17 protein-coding genes are annotated in these 17,050 nt (G+C 33.1%); 10 read left to right on the top strand and 7 right to left on the bottom strand.

Translation table 11 applies throughout. From position 1 onward, the window contains the following. Positions 1-109: 109 nt before the first annotated feature. From noc to rpmH, 7 genes are all read right to left on the bottom strand, one after another. Entirely contained in the window at positions 110-949 is an 840-nt protein-coding gene (gene noc / locus LQ686_RS03825; RefSeq protein WP_025906213.1) for a nucleoid occlusion protein, read from the bottom strand. 40 nt (positions 950-989) lie between these two features. Next, entirely contained in the window at positions 990-1,709 is a 720-nt protein-coding gene (rsmG, locus tag LQ686_RS03820) for a 16S rRNA (guanine(527)-N(7))-methyltransferase RsmG (protein ID WP_107572666.1), read from the bottom strand. Position 1,710: 1 nt separating this feature from the next. Further along, on the bottom strand, positions 1,711-3,585 hold the full coding sequence (gene mnmG, locus LQ686_RS03815; RefSeq protein ID WP_107572667.1) for a tRNA uridine-5-carboxymethylaminomethyl(34) synthesis enzyme MnmG: 1,875 nt from the start codon (positions 3,583-3,585) through the stop codon (positions 1,711-1,713). Positions 3,586-3,600: 15 nt separating this feature from the next. Then, on the bottom strand, positions 3,601-4,980 hold the full coding sequence (mnmE, locus tag LQ686_RS03810; RefSeq protein ID WP_025906217.1) for a tRNA uridine-5-carboxymethylaminomethyl(34) synthesis GTPase MnmE: 1,380 nt from the start codon (positions 4,978-4,980) through the stop codon (positions 3,601-3,603). 113 nt (positions 4,981-5,093) lie between these two features. Further along, a complete protein-coding gene (gene jag / locus LQ686_RS03805) occupies positions 5,094-5,891 on the bottom strand; it encodes an RNA-binding cell elongation regulator Jag/EloR (RefSeq protein WP_107572668.1) in 798 nt (265 codons plus the stop codon). 29 nt (positions 5,892-5,920) lie between these two features. Then, complete coding sequence (gene rnpA / locus LQ686_RS03800; protein ID WP_232152577.1) at positions 5,921-6,271, bottom strand: ribonuclease P protein component; 351 nt, start codon at positions 6,269-6,271, stop codon at positions 5,921-5,923. A 91-nt stretch (positions 6,272-6,362) separates the two neighbouring features. Further along, positions 6,363-6,500, bottom strand: a complete 138-nt coding sequence (rpmH, locus tag LQ686_RS03795) for a 50S ribosomal protein L34 (protein WP_016999186.1) — start codon at positions 6,498-6,500, stop codon at positions 6,363-6,365. A gap of 551 nt (positions 6,501-7,051) precedes the next feature. On the opposite strand from rpmH, the gene dnaA reads away from it, so the two are divergent. The 10 genes from dnaA (at position 7,052) to gyrB (ending at position 17,034) form a co-directional block, all read left to right on the top strand. Further along, positions 7,052-8,392 (top strand): chromosomal replication initiator protein DnaA, encoded by a 1,341-nt coding sequence (dnaA, locus tag LQ686_RS03790; RefSeq protein WP_107572669.1) that lies wholly within the window; start codon positions 7,052-7,054, stop codon positions 8,390-8,392. A gap of 166 nt (positions 8,393-8,558) precedes the next feature. After that, positions 8,559-9,692, top strand: coding sequence for a DNA polymerase III subunit beta (dnaN, locus tag LQ686_RS03785; protein ID WP_025906227.1), 1,134 nt, complete (start codon positions 8,559-8,561; stop codon positions 9,690-9,692). Positions 9,693-9,806: 114 nt separating this feature from the next. Then, on the top strand, positions 9,807-10,046 hold the full coding sequence (locus LQ686_RS03780) for a helix-turn-helix transcriptional regulator (protein ID WP_025906228.1): 240 nt from the start codon (positions 9,807-9,809) through the stop codon (positions 10,044-10,046). A 5-nt stretch (positions 10,047-10,051) separates the two neighbouring features. Next, a complete protein-coding gene (locus LQ686_RS03775; protein ID WP_103360489.1) occupies positions 10,052-10,951 on the top strand; it encodes an ABC transporter ATP-binding protein in 900 nt (299 codons plus the stop codon). Next, positions 10,944-12,188, top strand: a complete 1,245-nt coding sequence (locus tag LQ686_RS03770; protein WP_107572670.1) for an ABC transporter permease — start codon at positions 10,944-10,946, stop codon at positions 12,186-12,188. Before LQ686_RS03775 ends, LQ686_RS03770 begins: the two co-directional genes overlap by 8 nt. Before the next feature lie 126 nt (positions 12,189-12,314). Then, positions 12,315-13,046: a DsbA family protein gene (locus LQ686_RS03765; RefSeq protein ID WP_025906233.1), complete on the top strand. Its 732-nt coding sequence runs from the start codon at positions 12,315-12,317 to the stop codon at positions 13,044-13,046. A 15-nt stretch (positions 13,047-13,061) separates the two neighbouring features. Then, positions 13,062-13,475 carry a disulfide oxidoreductase gene (locus LQ686_RS03760; protein ID WP_025906234.1) on the top strand — a complete coding sequence of 138 codons (414 nt, stop codon included), beginning with the start codon at positions 13,062-13,064 and terminating at the stop codon, positions 13,473-13,475. A 264-nt stretch (positions 13,476-13,739) separates the two neighbouring features. Continuing rightward, positions 13,740-13,970, top strand: coding sequence for a S4 domain-containing protein YaaA (yaaA, locus tag LQ686_RS03755; protein ID WP_269749922.1), 231 nt, complete (start codon positions 13,740-13,742; stop codon positions 13,968-13,970). A 3-nt stretch (positions 13,971-13,973) separates the two neighbouring features. Continuing rightward, a complete protein-coding gene (recF, locus tag LQ686_RS03750; protein ID WP_025906236.1) occupies positions 13,974-15,089 on the top strand; it encodes a DNA replication/repair protein RecF in 1,116 nt (371 codons plus the stop codon). 22 nt (positions 15,090-15,111) lie between these two features. Further along, on the top strand, positions 15,112-17,034 hold the full coding sequence (gyrB, locus tag LQ686_RS03745; RefSeq protein ID WP_025906237.1) for a DNA topoisomerase (ATP-hydrolyzing) subunit B: 1,923 nt from the start codon (positions 15,112-15,114) through the stop codon (positions 17,032-17,034). The last annotated feature ends 16 nt before the right edge of the window (positions 17,035-17,050 follow it).

The raw sequence follows: 17,050 nt of genomic DNA, 5'->3' as shown, positions 1-17,050 counted from the left end.
AAATGAGTTTTTTACAAATAACAATAATATATCGGAAATTTACAGAAATTCTGTATGTAAACATAAAAAAAGAGTTTGGGATATAGTATATTATCCCAAACTCTATATATTATTTCTTCTTATAAACTTTAATTGTAATTTCATAGAAGTCTTTATGTTCTTCATCAATTCGCTTGATTTTAATACCCTCTTTTTCAACATTTTTAATGCTTTGCCCGAGTGTATCAAGTGCTTCTGTGATGTCTTGTTCGAATTGAAATTGTTTTGCTTTTACTTTTTCAGAGCCGCGTATTTTCTTAACGCGATCTTCTGTTTGTTTAACATTTAAGTTCTGAGATTGTATGGATGTTAAGACTTCTTGCTGCCCTTCATCATCTAAACCTAACAATGCTCTTGCATGTCTTTCTGTTATTTCACCTTTTTGTAATGAAATAATTATAGGCTCTGATAATTTTAACAGTCTTAATTTATTGGCTATAAATGATTGGCTCTTACCCATACTAACCGCTAAGTCATGTTGTGTAATGTCTTCTAAATCCAACAATTTCTTATAGGCTTCCGCTTCTTCTATAGCTGATAAATTTTCTCTTTGTATATTTTCAATCAGCGCAACGGCTGCTGTTTCTTTGTCATTTAATGGTTTAATAATAACTTCAGTTTCTGGTAAATCGTTATATTTCATTGCACGAAATCTTCGCTCACCTGCTATGATTTCATACATACCTTCTTCAATTGGACGAACAACAATAGGTTGTAATAATCCATGTTCTTTTATAGATTGTGCGAGTTCTTTAATTTTAGATTCATCGAATACTTTTCTCGGTTGATAACGGTTTGGCACTATTCTTTCTGTTGATACGACTGCCACATTACCTTCAGCTCGTGCTTCTTCTATGTGTTCTAATTCTTTGTCTTTAAGTCCAAATAATTTAGAAAAAGGCTTTTTCATCTCAATATACCTACTTTCGTTCATACATATTTCCCAGGAATTATTTTGTTAAAGGTTCTTTGTTTGGTGTTCCTGGCTTTCTTGGATACTTCTTAGGTGTTTGTCTTAATTTATCTATCGTAATGATCTGTCTCATACTTTCTTCAAGAGGTAGCGTAAATTCATGTACTGTTTTTACTTCTCCACCTAATACAGAAATTGCAAATTGTGCATCTTCTAACTCTTCATTACCTTGTGAGCCTTTTAATGCGACAAATTGACCGCCCTTTTCCACTAAAGGTAGACATAATTCACTTAATACAGATAATCGTGCTACTGCTCTTGCAGTTACAAGATCAAAGCTTTCACGATACTGTTGTGATTTACCGAATGTTTCTGCTCTATCATGTACAAAGTTTACTTGATCTAAGTCTAATGATGCAGCTAATTCATTTAAAAATTTAATTCTTTTATTTAATGAATCTACTATTGTAATTTGCAAGTGTGGATATACGATTTTTAAAGGGATGCTCGGAAATCCAGCGCCTGCCCCTACATCACAGATCGTTTCAATTTCATTAAAATCTATATAAAAGCTTGGTGTCACTGAATCAAAGAAGTGTTTCAAGTACACTTCTTCTTTTTCAGTAACTGCTGTTAAGTTAATTTTTTCGTTCCACTCTACTAACATCTCAAAGTATGTTTCGAATTGCTTAATTTGTTTATCTGTTAATGTTATACCAGATTCTTTTAACGTATCAATAAAAGTTTGTTCATTCATGTTAGTTCACCTTCTGAATTTTACCTTGTTCAATGTACACAAGTAAAATTGAAATATCTGCAGGGTTTACACCTGAAATACGAGAAGCTTGTGCAATATCAAGTGGTTTAACTTCTTTAAGTTTTTGACGAGCTTCAGTCGCTAAACTATTGATTGCATCATAATCGATATTTTCAGGAATTTTTTTATCTTCCATACGTTTCATTTTTTCAACTTGTGCTAATGATTTTTGGATATAACCTTCGTATTTCGTTTGAATTTCTACTTGTTCTTGTACATCTTCATCTACTGGTGAAGTTTCTTGTAAGATTTCCATAATAGCTGCGTAATCCATTTCTGGTCTACGTAATAAATCTAAAGCTAATATACCATCTTTAAGCGCTGTTCCACCGCGACTTTCGATAACACTTTGTGTATGTGCATTCGGTTTTATACGAATACCTCTTAATCTTTCTTGTTCAGCTGAAATTGCTTCACGTTTTTGATTAAATTTAGCGTAACGTTCTTCAGAAATCATACCAATTTCATAACCGATATCTGTCAGTCTTAAGTCTGCATTATCATGTCTTAATAATAGACGATGTTCCGCTCTAGAAGTTAATAAACGATATGGTTCGTTCGTACCTTTTGTAACTAAATCATCAATTAACACACCAATATAAGCATCTGAACGACGTAAAATAACGTTTTCTTTACCTAATACTTTACCAGCAGCGTTGATACCTGCCATTAAACCTTGTCCAGCCGCTTCTTCATATCCTGAAGTACCATTGATTTGACCAGCAGTAAATAAGTTTTTAACGACTTTCGTTTCAAGTGTTGGCCATAATTGTGTTGGTACAATTGCATCATATTCAATTGCGTAACCTGCACGCATCATGTCTGCTTTTTCAAGACCTGGAATTGTTTCTAACATTTTACGTTGAACATGTTCAGGTAAACTTGTTGATAGACCTTGTACATATACTTCTTGTGTCTTACGTCCTTCTGGCTCTAAGAACAATTGGTGTCTTGGTTTATCATTGAATCTTACAAATTTGTCTTCAATTGAAGGACAATATCTTGGACCTGTACCTTTAATCATACCTGAGTACATAGCAGATAAATGTAAGTTGTCATCGATTACTTTATGCGTTTGTTCATTTGTATATGTTAACCAACAAGGTAATTGATCTAAAATGTATTCTGTCGTTTCATAACTGAATGCACGCCCTACTTCATCACCTGGTTGAATTTCTGTTTTGCTGTAATCTATTGTATTACCATTCACACGTGGAGGTGTACCAGTCTTGAATCTCACGATATCAAAGCCTAATTCTTTCAAGTGTTCAGCTAATTTAATAGATGGCATTTGGTGGTTTGGACCACTTGAATATTTCAAGTTACCTAAAATAATTTCACCACGTAAAAATGTACCTGTCGTTAATACAACAGCATCCGCTTCATAAGTTGAGCCGATAACCATTTCTACACCTTTAACTTTATTATCTTCTATAATTAAACGTTCAACCATACCTTGCATAATATCAAGATTTGGTTCATCTTCAATCACACGTTTCATTTCTTCTTGATACAATACTTTATCTGCTTGTGCACGTAACGCTCTTACAGCTGGACCTTTACCAGTGTTTAACATACGCATTTGAATGTGTGTCTTATCGATTGTCTTAGCCATTTGACCACCAAGTGCATCGATTTCTCTTACAACAATTCCTTTAGCTGGACCACCAACTGATGGATTACATGGCATAAATGCTACACTATCAAGGTTAATTGTAAGCATTAATGTTTTTGCACCACGTCTTGCAGAAGCTAAACCAGCTTCTACACCTGCATGTCCAGCGCCGACAACAATAACGTCATATTTTTGTGTCAAAATTTTTCCTCCTTTTTATTTTCCGAGACAGAATTGACTAAACAGTTGGTCAATTAGTGAATCACTTGCTTCTTCACCAATTACTTCACCGAGCAATTCCCAAGTTTTGATTAAATCTATTTGTACGATATCTATAGGTACACCGTCTTCAGCAGATTGTATTGCATCATTTATAGATGTCTTAGCGTCTTTTAATAATGCAATATGTCTTGAATTTGAGACATATGTCATATCTTGTGCTTGTACTTGTCCACCAAAGAATAACTCTGAAATCTTCTGTTCAAGTTCTTCGATACCTTGTTGTTCAACCATAGAAGTTTGAACTAAAGGATGGTCACCTATCATTGCTTTTAATTCATCAATATCTAACTTTTGTTCTAAGTCCATTTTGTTAATAATTACAATCACATCTTCATCTTTAATGACATCAAATAGCTGATAGTCATTTTCCGTTAATGCTTCATTATAATTAAGAACAAATAAAATTAAATCTGCTTCTGATAAAGCTTTTCTCGATCTTTCTACACCTATTTTTTCTACGATGTCTTCTGTTTCACGAATTCCTGCAGTATCCACTAACCTTAATGGTACACCACGAACATTGACGTATTCTTCTAATACATCTCTTGTTGTACCAGCTACTTCAGTAACAATCGCTTTATTATCTTGAATCAAGTTGTTAAGCATGGAACTCTTACCTACATTCGGTTTCCCAACAATGACCGTTGATAGACCTTCTCGCATAATTTTACCTTGCTGGCCAGTTCTTAATAACTGATCAATTTCATTTTCAATATGCCTTGATTCTTTTAATAAGAATTTAGTCGTCGCTTCTTCTACGTCATCGTATTCAGGATAATCAATATTCACTTCTACTTGAGCGAGTATTTCTAATATAGACTGTCTTAAGCCTTTAATAAGACTGCTTAGACGTCCTTCCATCTGACCTAAGGCTACCTTCGATGCGCGTTCCGTCTTAGAACGGATGAAATCCATAACCGCTTCTGCTTGAGACAAGTCAATACGTCCGTGTAAGAATGCTCGTTTCGTAAACTCACCTGGTTCTGCCATTCTAGCACCGTTAGATAACGTTAACTCAAGTACGCGATTAACCGTTACTAAACCACCATGACAATTTATTTCAACGATGTCTTCTCTCGTAAAAGTCTTAGGTGCTTTCATGACAGCTACCATAACTTCTTCTACGACTTCATCAGTCTCAGGATCAATAATATGACCATAATTAATTGTATGTGATGCTACTTCAGTAATTTGTTTTTTACCTTTATATATACGATTAGCAATATTTAAGGCATCCGGACCACTTAATCGTACGATTGCTATTGCACCTTCACCCATAGGCGTTGAGATACTTGTAATTGTATCTAAATCCATGATATTCTCCTCCACCATTAATAACTATTCTATTGATTGTAAATGGTTTTGTAATATTTTTCGAATATATTGTTCGAAAAAATGCGGAGCGAGATGACTCACTCCGACTATTTTTATTTATTCTTAATGACTAAATATCGATGAGGTTCTCTTCCTTCAGAGTATGTTTCGATATTTTCAATTTTACTGACTGCTTGATGCATAATTTTACGTTCAAAGTTTGGCATAGGTTCTAATTTAACCGGTCTCTTTGTCTGAGTTGCTTTCTTAGCCATATTAACCGCCAACTTCTCTAACGTTTCTTTACGCTTTTCTCTATACGATTCGATATCTAATATAAGCGTATAATAACCTTTAACAAATTGATGCATATAATTTTGACCTACTATTTGTAAGGCGTTTAAAATTTGACCACGCTTACCTATTATATAAGCAGCATTGTTGGAAGTCATATTAATATAAATTGTATTAGACTTAATTTCATATGAACCATCTACATCAATATCCATTTCTCCTATGATATTAAGTACATAATCTAAAGTGTTTTGTGCCACTTCATTTAATGAATCTTTTTTCTGATTGCGATCTTCACGTATACCTGTTTCTGACTGAATATCTTTTTCTTCTATTATTGTGTCTTCTTGTTGTGTCACTTCATCTGTTATTGGGCTATTATCCTCTTCGACCGACGCGTGACGATTTTTTAATGCTTCAATTGATTCAAACTGCTTAAGTTCTGGATCGATTACAGTTAATTCAATTTGTGCATCTTGTTTCATAAATCCAAAAATACCTTTTTTACCTTCATTAATAACATCAATTCTTACTTGTTGTTCTTGAACATTCAAATCTTCTAAACCTTGTTGTAGTGCTTGTTCTACTGATTGTCCTTCATAGCGCGATTTAAGCATGCTGCAACCTCCTAGTAATATATCAATACTTAGGGAATACGTTTATTAAAAACTTTAGCAATCTTCAATACATGCTCTAAACTCTTCTGTGTTTCGATGACTTTTAAATCAACAGCTTGGTTTCGAGCGATAACAATGATGTCTTTAGGAATAATATTTTCTTTATGATTCTTAAAACATTCTCTAATGGACCTTTTAATTCTATTTCTTGTCACAGCATTACCCATTTTCTTTGAAACACTTATACCTAATCTAAAGTGATCAAGATCATTTTCAGCTGTGTAAATAACAAATTGTCTATTAGCGACTGACTTACCTTTTTTATAAATTCTTTGAAAATCATTATTTTTCTTTATTCGATAAGCCTTTTCCACAAGCATCCACTCCACAATACATCACTTAATTATTGTTTATTATACAAAACAATTCCTTCAATTAAAACAAAAAAAAGACCACTGCTCTTCAGTGATCTTAAGCTGATAATACTTTTCTACCTTTACGACGACGGCGAGCTAACACTTTACGGCCGTTTTTAGAACTCATACGTGCACGGAAACCGTGTACTTTACTATGTTTACGTTTATTTGGTTGATACGTACGTTTTACCATTTAAGAACACCTCCATTAATTATTCTTAACATCTAATTCTACATTAGATTATCATTTGTATGATATTCATTTATATTTATCAGAAGATTAGTTTCAAAATTATTTATACCATACGTGTGATTTGTCACAATTTCAATAACTACTAAACTATAACAAATCAGATTTTAAAAATCAAGAAGAAATTTACAACTTCTATTTATTAAGTTATCCACTTATTCACAATGCATAACCAACTTTTTGTGGATAAATTGATTAAGATTTATTCTTATTCACAATATAATCTCATCAAACTGCACATATTCACAGGTATTTGACAACTCGATTTGTTTAAAAGTATAATTGTGTGGATAAGTTATACAAAGCATTGATATTACTGTGATTATTTCATAAATATTTACGTGTAAAGATTGTGGACAAGAGAATTATAAAGTGTAGTTATCCACCGTTTGTGTGTAAGTTGTGGATAATAATTCACAGCCTGTGATTTTCTTTATCAACAATCTTATTTTATGTGTATAACTCAATAAATTTAAATGAGAAAGAGGACTTTTATGAATTCAAAAGAAGAAATTTGGGCGCAAGTGTTATCTATTGCTGAAGATCAAATCGCTTCTGCTGGTTATAATACATGGTTCAAAGGGACTTACTTACATCAAATTGATAGTAAGCGCGCAATAGTTGTTGCACAAAGTCCTTTTGTCGCTGAGTGGTTAACCAATAAATATCATGAACATGTCACAAACTTTATCTATGAAGTGATTGGAGACAAAGTTCAAGTTAAATTTATATCAGAAGAAGATTTACAAAGTGAAGATTTCACTGAACAGCCAGAAAAACCTAAAGAAACTGAAGCATATGAAGAAGTTACAAATAGTCAGCTGAACAGTAATAACACTTTTGATACATTCGTTATTGGACCTGGTAACCAGTTCCCGCATGCTGCTTCACTTGCAGTAGCTGAAGAACCAGCCAATGCTTATAATCCGCTTTTCATATATGGAGGCGTCGGTTTAGGAAAGACACATTTAATGCATGCAATTGGTCATTATGTGCTTGAACAAAATCCAAATGCTAACGTTCTATATACATCAAGCGAAAAATTCACAAATGAATTTATTAAGTCTATACGTATGAACGATACGGAAAGCTTTAGAGACAAGTATCGAAACATCGATGTGCTCTTAATAGATGACATTCAATTCATTCAAAAGAAAGAACAAACGCAAGAAGAATTCTTCCATACTTTTAATGATTTACATCAAAATAAAAAGCAAATTGTCATCTCAAGTGACCGTCCGCCTAAAGAAATTCCAACTTTAGAAGATCGTTTAAGAACACGTTTCGAATGGGGATTAATAGTAGATATTACGCCTCCTGACTTTGAGACGAGAATGGCTATTTTACAAAAGAAAATCGAAGAAGAAAACTTAGATATACCTGTTGAAGCTTTAACTTATATCGCTAATTCTATTCAATCTAATATACGTGAATTAGAAGGTGCTTTAACGAGAGTATTAGCATACTCCAAACTTAGAAATAAACCGATCAACACAGATTTAGTAGCAGAAGCGCTTAAAGATATTATTTCATCACCAAGATCAACTAAAATCACGATTCAAGACATTCAACAAGCGGTTAGTAAAATGTATAACGTTAGAATCGAAGACTTTGCTGCTAAGAAACGTACAAAATCAATTGCATATCCTAGACAAATCGCTATGTATCTATCAAGAGAACTTACTGATTTTTCATTACCTAAAATTGGTGAAGAATTTGGTGGACGAGATCATACAACTGTCATCCATGCACATGATAAAATTAAAAAAGATTTAGAAAATAATCAAGAACTCAAAAATGATTTAGAACAACTAGAAAAACAAATCCGTGGATAATGTGGATAAGTTGTGCACAGTCATACACATTTTATCAACATGTGAATAACTTTTATATCGCTATTTAAAGCGGGTTATCCACCAATCCACAGCCCCTATGACTATTACTATGATTTTAAAAGATATATAATTAAATATATAACGACTGGAAGGAGTTTTATAAGTTATGAAATTTACAATTCAACGAGATTACTTTCTTAATCAATTGAATGATACATTAAAAGCAATTTCACCAAGAACTACATTACCGATACTTACAGGAATCAAGATAGATGCGACAGATAAAGGCATCATCTTAACAGGATCAGACTCTGAAATATCGATAGAAATAACAATAAATCAAAATATTGATGGTGAAAAAATTGTAGATATTGAAGAAAAAGGTTCTGTAGTACTTCCAGGACGATTCTTTGTAGATATCGTTAAAAAATTACCAGGTAAAACCGTTAATTTATCAACGAATGATCAATTTAAAACACTTATCACATCAGGACATTCTGAATTTAACGTAAGTGGTTTAGATCCAGATCAATATCCATTATTACCACAAGTATCTGAAGAAGATGCGATTAAATTACCAATCAAAGTATTAAAGAACATTATCGCACAAACGAACTTTGCAGTGTCCACGTCAGAAACACGTCCTGTATTAACAGGTGTTAACTGGCTTATTCAAAACAATGAACTGATCTGTACTGCAACAGATTCACACAGACTTGCATTAAGAAAATTAAAATTAGAAGACGAAGAAATCGATGATAAAAATGTGATTATTCCAGGTAAAGCTTTATCTGAATTAAACAAAATCGTTTCTGATTCTGAAGAAGACATCAATATCTTCTTTGCAAGTAACCAAGTATTATTTAAAGTTGGTCACATTAACTTTATTTCAAGATTACTTGAAGGGAACTATCCAGATACAACAAGATTATTCCCAGAGAACTATGAAACTAAAATCATCTTAGATAACAGTGAGTTCTATCATGCAATAGACCGTGCATCATTATTAGCACGTGAAGGTGGTAACAATGTCATTAAATTATCTACGGATGTTGATAAAGTTGAATTATCATCTACTTCACCAGAAATCGGTACAGTTAAAGAAGATGTATCTACAGACAATGTTGAAGGTGAGTCATTAAAAATCTCATTCAACTCTAAATACATGATGGATGCATTAAAAGCTATCGACAACGATGAAGTACAAGTAGAATTCTTTGGTACAATGAGACCATTTATTCTTAAACCTAAAGACGACGAAACAGTCGTACAACTTATCTTACCGATCAGAACATATTAATAAACATGTCATGGCTGGGACCCGATTTGGGTCTCAGCTTTTTTTGTGTCAAGTTTACTTGACATAGTGTAAAAATTTATATAATGTAAAGTTAACTTGACAGGAAGTGATGAATTGAAAAACAAAGTTTATGAATATCGTACTCAGAAAAACATGACGCAAAGTGAACTCTCTCGATTGGTTAAAGTGTCTAGACAAACCATCAATTCTATTGAGCGTTACAAATTCAATCCCACGTTAGTATTAGCGCATAAGCTTTCTCAAGTGTTCGAAGTATCTATTGATGAATTATTTATTTTTGAAGAAGATGAGAATATAGATATTTCAGAATTAGAATCCAAAGAAAAGGAGTAAACATTATGACATTACTAATTAAAGATGTTTCCAAGAAATTCAATGACTTTACGGCAGTACATGATGTTAATTTGGAAGTTCCTAAAGGTACGATGTATGGATTTTTAGGTGGAAATGGTGCAGGTAAAACAACAACATTTCGTATGATTTTAGGTTTATTACCAAAGACAACAGGTGTTGTGACGTTTAACGATAAGCCAATTGACTATAGTATGACGAATACGATTGGTTATTTACCTGAAGAAAGAGGATTGCATCCAAAATTAAAAGTTTGGGAGCAAGTGCAATATTTAGCTGAACTAAAAGGCATGAAAAGAAAAGATATTTCCGAAGCATTAGATTATTGGTTAAAACGATTTGATGCATTCGAAAATAAAGAAAAAAAGATCGAAGCATTATCGAAAGGTAATCAACAAAAAGTACAACTGATTGCAGCAATCATTCATAAACCCGAATTATTAATTCTTGATGAACCATTCAGTGGACTTGATCCAGTCAATGTTGAATTGCTAAAAGCTGCTGTTAAAGATTTAAAAGAACAAGGCACAACGATTATATTTAGCTCGCATAGAATGGAACATGTAGAAGAACTTTGTGACTATATTTGCATTATGAATAAAGGTAAAGCAGTCGTTGCTGGTTCTCTTGATCAAGTTAAAGACGACTTTGGTAAGAAAGATGTATTTATCGAAGGCGACTACGATTTAGGATTCTTAAAAGACTTTGAAGGTGTAGAAGCATTTAAAACGACTAAAAAAGGCGTTAAAATCACAATTTCTGATGAAAAATATGCAGAAAATATTTATCAAAATGTGACGAAGTTAGGTTACCTCAAACGATTCCAAGTTGCTGAACCATCTCTAAACGATATCTTTATAGCTAAGGTAGGTGATAAGCATGAATAAATTCTGGCCGACATTTAATTTAACGTATATGCAAAAAGTGAAAAGTAAATCTTTTATCATCATGACTGCAATTTTTATGATTTTAATCTTTGCATTAAGTAACATCGACAAAATTATTGATTTCTTTGATAACGATAGTAAAGTTGTCGCGATACAAACAGATAACGACATGATCTATAAAGTATTAGAAAAGCAATATAAACAAAACGACGATATTGAAAAAGTAGAAAAAGTTTCACTCGAAAAAGGTAAAAAAGGTGTTAAAGACGAAAAGTATAAACGTTTAATTCAAGTAAACGTGAACGGTGAAAAAGTAGATGGCACAATTTATGAAAAAGGCAACGTCAGTGAAAGTGAGAAAATGACTTTACAATCAACGCTTAGCCAAATGCAATCATCATTAACAGCTCAAAAATTAAATCTGTCAGAAAAAGATTTAAGTACGTTAAATACACCGAGTGATGTGAAGACAGAAGAAATTAAAACGAATGATGAAAAACAATCTAGTGATATTGACCCGAAAGTTCAAGCATTAAACTCAGCAGTTGTTTACATCATCATTTTCTTATCATTCTTTATCACAATCAATTACGCTAACCAGATTGGTTCAGAAATTGCGACTGAAAAAACAACACGTGTGATTGAAATGATTGTTACAAGTGTGAAACCGTCGATTCATGTGTCCGCGAAAATTCTTGCAATCATCGCAGTAGCCTTTACACAAATATTCTTTATCATACTGGCAATTGTAATTAGTATATTCGCATTTGATTTGAAAGGATTATTTGAGTCAGCTGGCGTTGAATATGGCCCTGAGACGACGAGAATCATTATTTATGGCGCAGTTTACTTAATTTTGGGTGTTGTATCCTATATTTCATTAGCGGCTATTCTAGGTGCGTTAACGAGCCGTATAGAAGATCTTGCTCAATCTATGATGCCAGTTACATTTATTTCATTAGCGGCATTCTATATTGCGATATTTAGTATTTCAAACCCGGATACGATGCTTGTAAAAGTGACAAGCTTCATTCCGATGTTATCGCCAATGGTCATGTTATTAAGAACTACATCAGAATCAACACCTGAATGGCATTTACTTTTAGGAATTGTCATTTCAATTGTTACATGTATCATTCTACTGGTGTTTGCAGCGAAAACATATCGTGGTAGTGTGCTCACTTATGAAAAAGGCGTTATCAAAAATTTAAAAAATGCATTAAATATTACTAAATAATTTTTACGAAAATATTAATCACCATTTTGTCACAAAACCTTAATGAATTTTTAGTGAATGATATAGAATTTCTTTAAGTGATAGTATAAAATTTATATTATCAACAAAAGAGATTGAGGGATTAATATGGCGAATAAAAATAGTAACAGTAATATTATGTTTTTAATGATAGCAATACTTGTTGTTGTCGTAGGTATCGTATTGCTTGTTGTGTTTGGTGGAAGCGGAAGTGACAACAAAGAAGATAGTCTATTTGATAGAACTGTTAAAGCCACAGACTTATCAAAAGATACAAAAGATAATCCAACACATAAAAAAGACAAAGCTAAAGTTCAAATAGTTGAATTTGGAGATTTTAAATGTCCAGCATGTAAAGCATTTGAAACGAATTACATGGATCAAATTGAAAAAGATTATATCGATAAAGACAAAGTGGAATATAGATTTGTGAACGCACCATTCCACGGTGAAGGATCTGAAGTTGGTGGTGCATCAGCACATGCTGTTTATAAAATCGCACCTGATGCATATTGGGATTTCCACAGAGCATTATTTGAAGCTCAACCAGATGACCATAATGCAGAAACAGATGACGAATGGTTAGATCTTAAAGTAGTCCAAAAAGCAGTAGACGGATTAGATATTGATAAATCTAAAAAAGATCAAATCATGAAATTAGTGAAAGATAGAAATTCAGAGTCTTATAAACAAATGAAAAATGATTCAGATTTAACAAATAAATACGATGTAGATGTTACACCTACAATTGTGGTAGACGGTAAAGTATTATCAGATCCAATGGATTACGACAAAGTTTCTAAAGCAATCGATCAAGCGATAGAAAAGAAAAATAAATAAAAATAGGTGATATATTTGAAGCAACAATATGCACTATTTATTTCCTGGGTAATAGCTTTAGTAGCTATGTTAGGTAGTTTATACTTTAGTGAGATACGACAATTTGTTCCTTGTACAATGTGCTGGTATCAAAGAATCTGTATGTATCCACTCGTGTTAATACTCGGAATAGGCTCATTCCAAAATGATTTTAATGTTAAAAAAATAGCACTACCGTTATCAATCATTGGACTATTGATATCCACATGGCATTACTTAGAGCAAAAAGTACCAGGATTTGCTGAAATCAAACCATGTACACAAGGTGTTCCATGTTCATCAGAATATATCAATGTATTTGGATTCATCACAATTCCATTTTTAGCAGGAACAGCATTCCTGTTAATCAGTTTGATTTTAATTTTTACAAAGAAAGATAAAGCAATATAAATATTTAGAAGGGCTGAGACAAAGAACATTGTCTCAGCTTTTTTGTGGAGAAGTGTAAGGATAGGGCGTCATAGTATCTCACTATGTTCGTTAGCTATACTTTTTTGATTTTATTATGAAAATAATGTTTAAGTTCCGGACTTAATTTTTCACTTAGAATATAAATATTTTGAAGATTAATTTATCTTAAAATGAATTGTGCGTAAAAGCATGATTTTTTGGTAAAAAAAAGGTATAATATAGAGATGACTAATTAAGATTGGAGTGAAGATAGTGGTACAAGATATCTCAGTAAAAGACGATATTACTTTAGGACAATTCCTAAAAAATGAAGGCGTCATTGGAACGGGTGGTCAGGCTAAATGGTTCCTCCAAGATGAAGAAGTATTAATAAATGGTGAACGTGAAACTCGTCGTGGCAAAAAATTACATGATGGTGATTTAGTCGAAATTCCTTCTGAAGGTCAATTTCGTATTAACCATCTCAATGAATAGATTATGATATTACAGAAACTTACTTTAACTCATTATAGAAATTATGATAAATGTACACTTGAATTTAATTCCAATGTTAATATATTAATTGGTGAGAATGCGCAAGGTAAGACGAATTTATTAGAATCTATCTATACTTTAGCATTGGCTAAAAGTCATAGGACTTCGAATGATAAAGAACTCATACAGTTTGGTGAAGAGTATGGTAAAATAGAAGGTGAACTAAGTTATCGTCATGGCTCAATGCCTATTTCTTTAATCATTACGAAAAAAGGCAAAAAGGCGAGAGTTAATCATCTAGAACAGAGCCGATTAACGCAGTATATTGGTCACTTAAACGTGGTGTTGTTCGCACCAGAAGATTTAAATATTGTAAAAGGTAGCCCGCAAATCAGACGACGTTTTATTGATATGGAACTCGGTCAGATGTCTGCGGTCTATTTAAATCATTTATCTAGTTATCAAAGATTACTTAAACAAAAAAATCATTACCTCAAACAATTACAAATTGGGAAAATGAAAGATCGAACGATGTTAGAAGTATTCAATGAGCAATTTTCAGAAGCGGCAGCCAATGTGACTTTGAAACGTGCGCACTTTATTCGTGAATTAGAAAAGATTGCCGAAGTGATCCATCAAGGCATTACGAGCGAAAAAGAAAGTTTAAAGGTTCAATATGAGCCGAATATTAAACTATCAGAAACATATCAAGATGTAACTGAACTGAAAGAGGCTTTTTGTTCGTTGCTTAATGATTCAATGGATAAAGAGATTGAACGTGGAAGTGCACGCTTTGGACCGCATAGAGACGACATTAGTTTTCATGTTAATGATATGAATGTACAAATTTATGGTTCTCAAGGACAGCAACGTACGACAGCATTATCCATAAAGCTTGCTGAGATTGAGTTGATTAATCAAGTCGTTGGTGAATATCCAATTCTACTGTTAGACGATGTGCTAAGTGAACTTGATGATAATCGACAAACCCATTTATTAAGTACAATTCAAGAGAAGGTACAAACGTTTGTAACAACAACATCTGTTGATGGAATAGAGCATGAGATTATGAAAGATGCCAAGGTATTTAATGTATCTAAAGGCAATATTATTGAGTAGATGAAAGTGAAGGTGGAAATACGTGTCAGAACAAAATAACGCTTCAAGTTATGGTGCAGATCAGATACAAGTATTAGAAGGTTTAGAGGCAGTCCGTAAACGCCCTGGTATGTATATAGGTTCTACATCTGCAAGAGGATTACATCATCTCGTTTGGGAAATTGTAGATAACAGTATCGATGAAGCATTAGCTGGATATGCAGATCATGTTGAACTTGTAATAGAAAAGGACAATTGGATTAAAGTAACAGATAACGGTAGAGGTATACCTGTTGATATTCAAGAGAAAATGGGACGTCCTGCTGTAGAAGTTATCTTAACAGTACTTCATGCCGGTGGTAAATTTGGCGGTGGCGGATACAAAGTATCTGGTGGTTTACATGGTGTAGGTTCATCTGTCGTAAATGCGCTATCTTCTAATTTAGAAGTTTACGTTCACCTTAACAATAAAATTTATCATCAAGCGTATGAAAGAGGTGTACCAGCATTTGATTTGAAAGTCATTGGTGACACAGATCATACAGGTACAACAATACGCTTTAAAGCTGACGGTGAAATCTTTACTGAAACAACTGAATATGACTATGAAACATTACAAAAACGTATTCGTGAATTAGCATTCTTAAATAAAGGTATCCAAATTTCATTGAGAGATGAAAGAGATGACGAAAACATTCAAGAAGATTCATACCACTATGAAGGCGGTATTAAATCTTATGTTGAAATGTTAAATAAATCTAAAGAAGTACTTTATGATGAGCCAATCTATATTCATGATACTAAAGATGACGTAGAAGTTGAGATTGCCATTCAATATAACAATGGTTTTGCGACGAATTTATTAACTTATGCGAACAACATTCATACTTATGAAGGTGGTACGCATGAGGATGGATTTAAACGTGCATTAACGCGTGTTATTAACAGCTATGGTATTAAGAACAAGCTTCTTAAAGAAGGCGAAGAAAAGCTATCTGGTGAAGACGTACGTGAAGGTATGACAGCTGTTGTATCTGTTAAACACGGTGATCCTCAATTCGAAGGTCAAACAAAGACTAAATTAGGTAACTCAGAAGTACGTCAAATCGTTGATAAATTATTCTCTGAACTCTTTGAACGCTTCTTATTAGAGAATCCAAACGTGGCAAGAATCATTGTAGATAAAGGTGTGATGGCTTCTAGAGCACGTCTTGCCGCTAAAAAAGCGAGAGAAGTTACAAGACGTAAATCAGCATTAGAAGTATCAAGCTTACCTGGTAAACTTGCAGACTGTTCAAGTAAGAAACCTGAAGAATGTGAATTATACATCGTTGAGGGTGACTCTGCCGGGGGGTCTGCTAAATTAGGTCGTGACTCTAAGACACAAGCGATTCTACCGTTACGTGGTAAGATTTTAAACGTTGAAAAAGCACGTTTAGATAGAATTTTAGGTAATAACGAAATTCGTGCCATGATTACAGGTCTAGGAACAGGTATTGGTGGAGAGTTTGATATTAGTAAAGCGAGATATCATAAATTAGTTATTATGACAGATGCCGATGTCGATGGTGCACATATTAGAACGTTATTATTAACATTCTTCTATAGATTTATGAGACCACTTATTGAAGCGGGTTATGTATACATTGCACAACCACCTTTATACAAAGTAGAACAAGGTAAGAAAAAATATTATGTATTTAACGATAGAGAATTAGATAAATTAAAAGAAGAACTTAGCTCAACACCGAAATTGTCTATAGCACGTTATAAAGGTCTTGGAGAGATGAATGCTGATCAATTGTGGGAAACAACAATGAATCCTGAACATCGTTCAATGCTTCAAGTAACACTAACAGATGCGATAGAAGCTGACGAAACTTTTGAAATGCTTATGGGAGATGTTGTTGAGTTTCGTCGTCAATTTATTGAAGAAAATGCCGAATACGCAACGTTAGATATATAAAGCATCATTTACGATT

This window comes from Mammaliicoccus sp. J-M41, from assembly GCF_022385935.1.
Taxonomy (GTDB): domain Bacteria; phylum Bacillota; class Bacilli; order Staphylococcales; family Staphylococcaceae; genus Mammaliicoccus; species Mammaliicoccus sciuri_A.
This window is presented reverse-complemented; position numbering and strand designations above follow the sequence as displayed.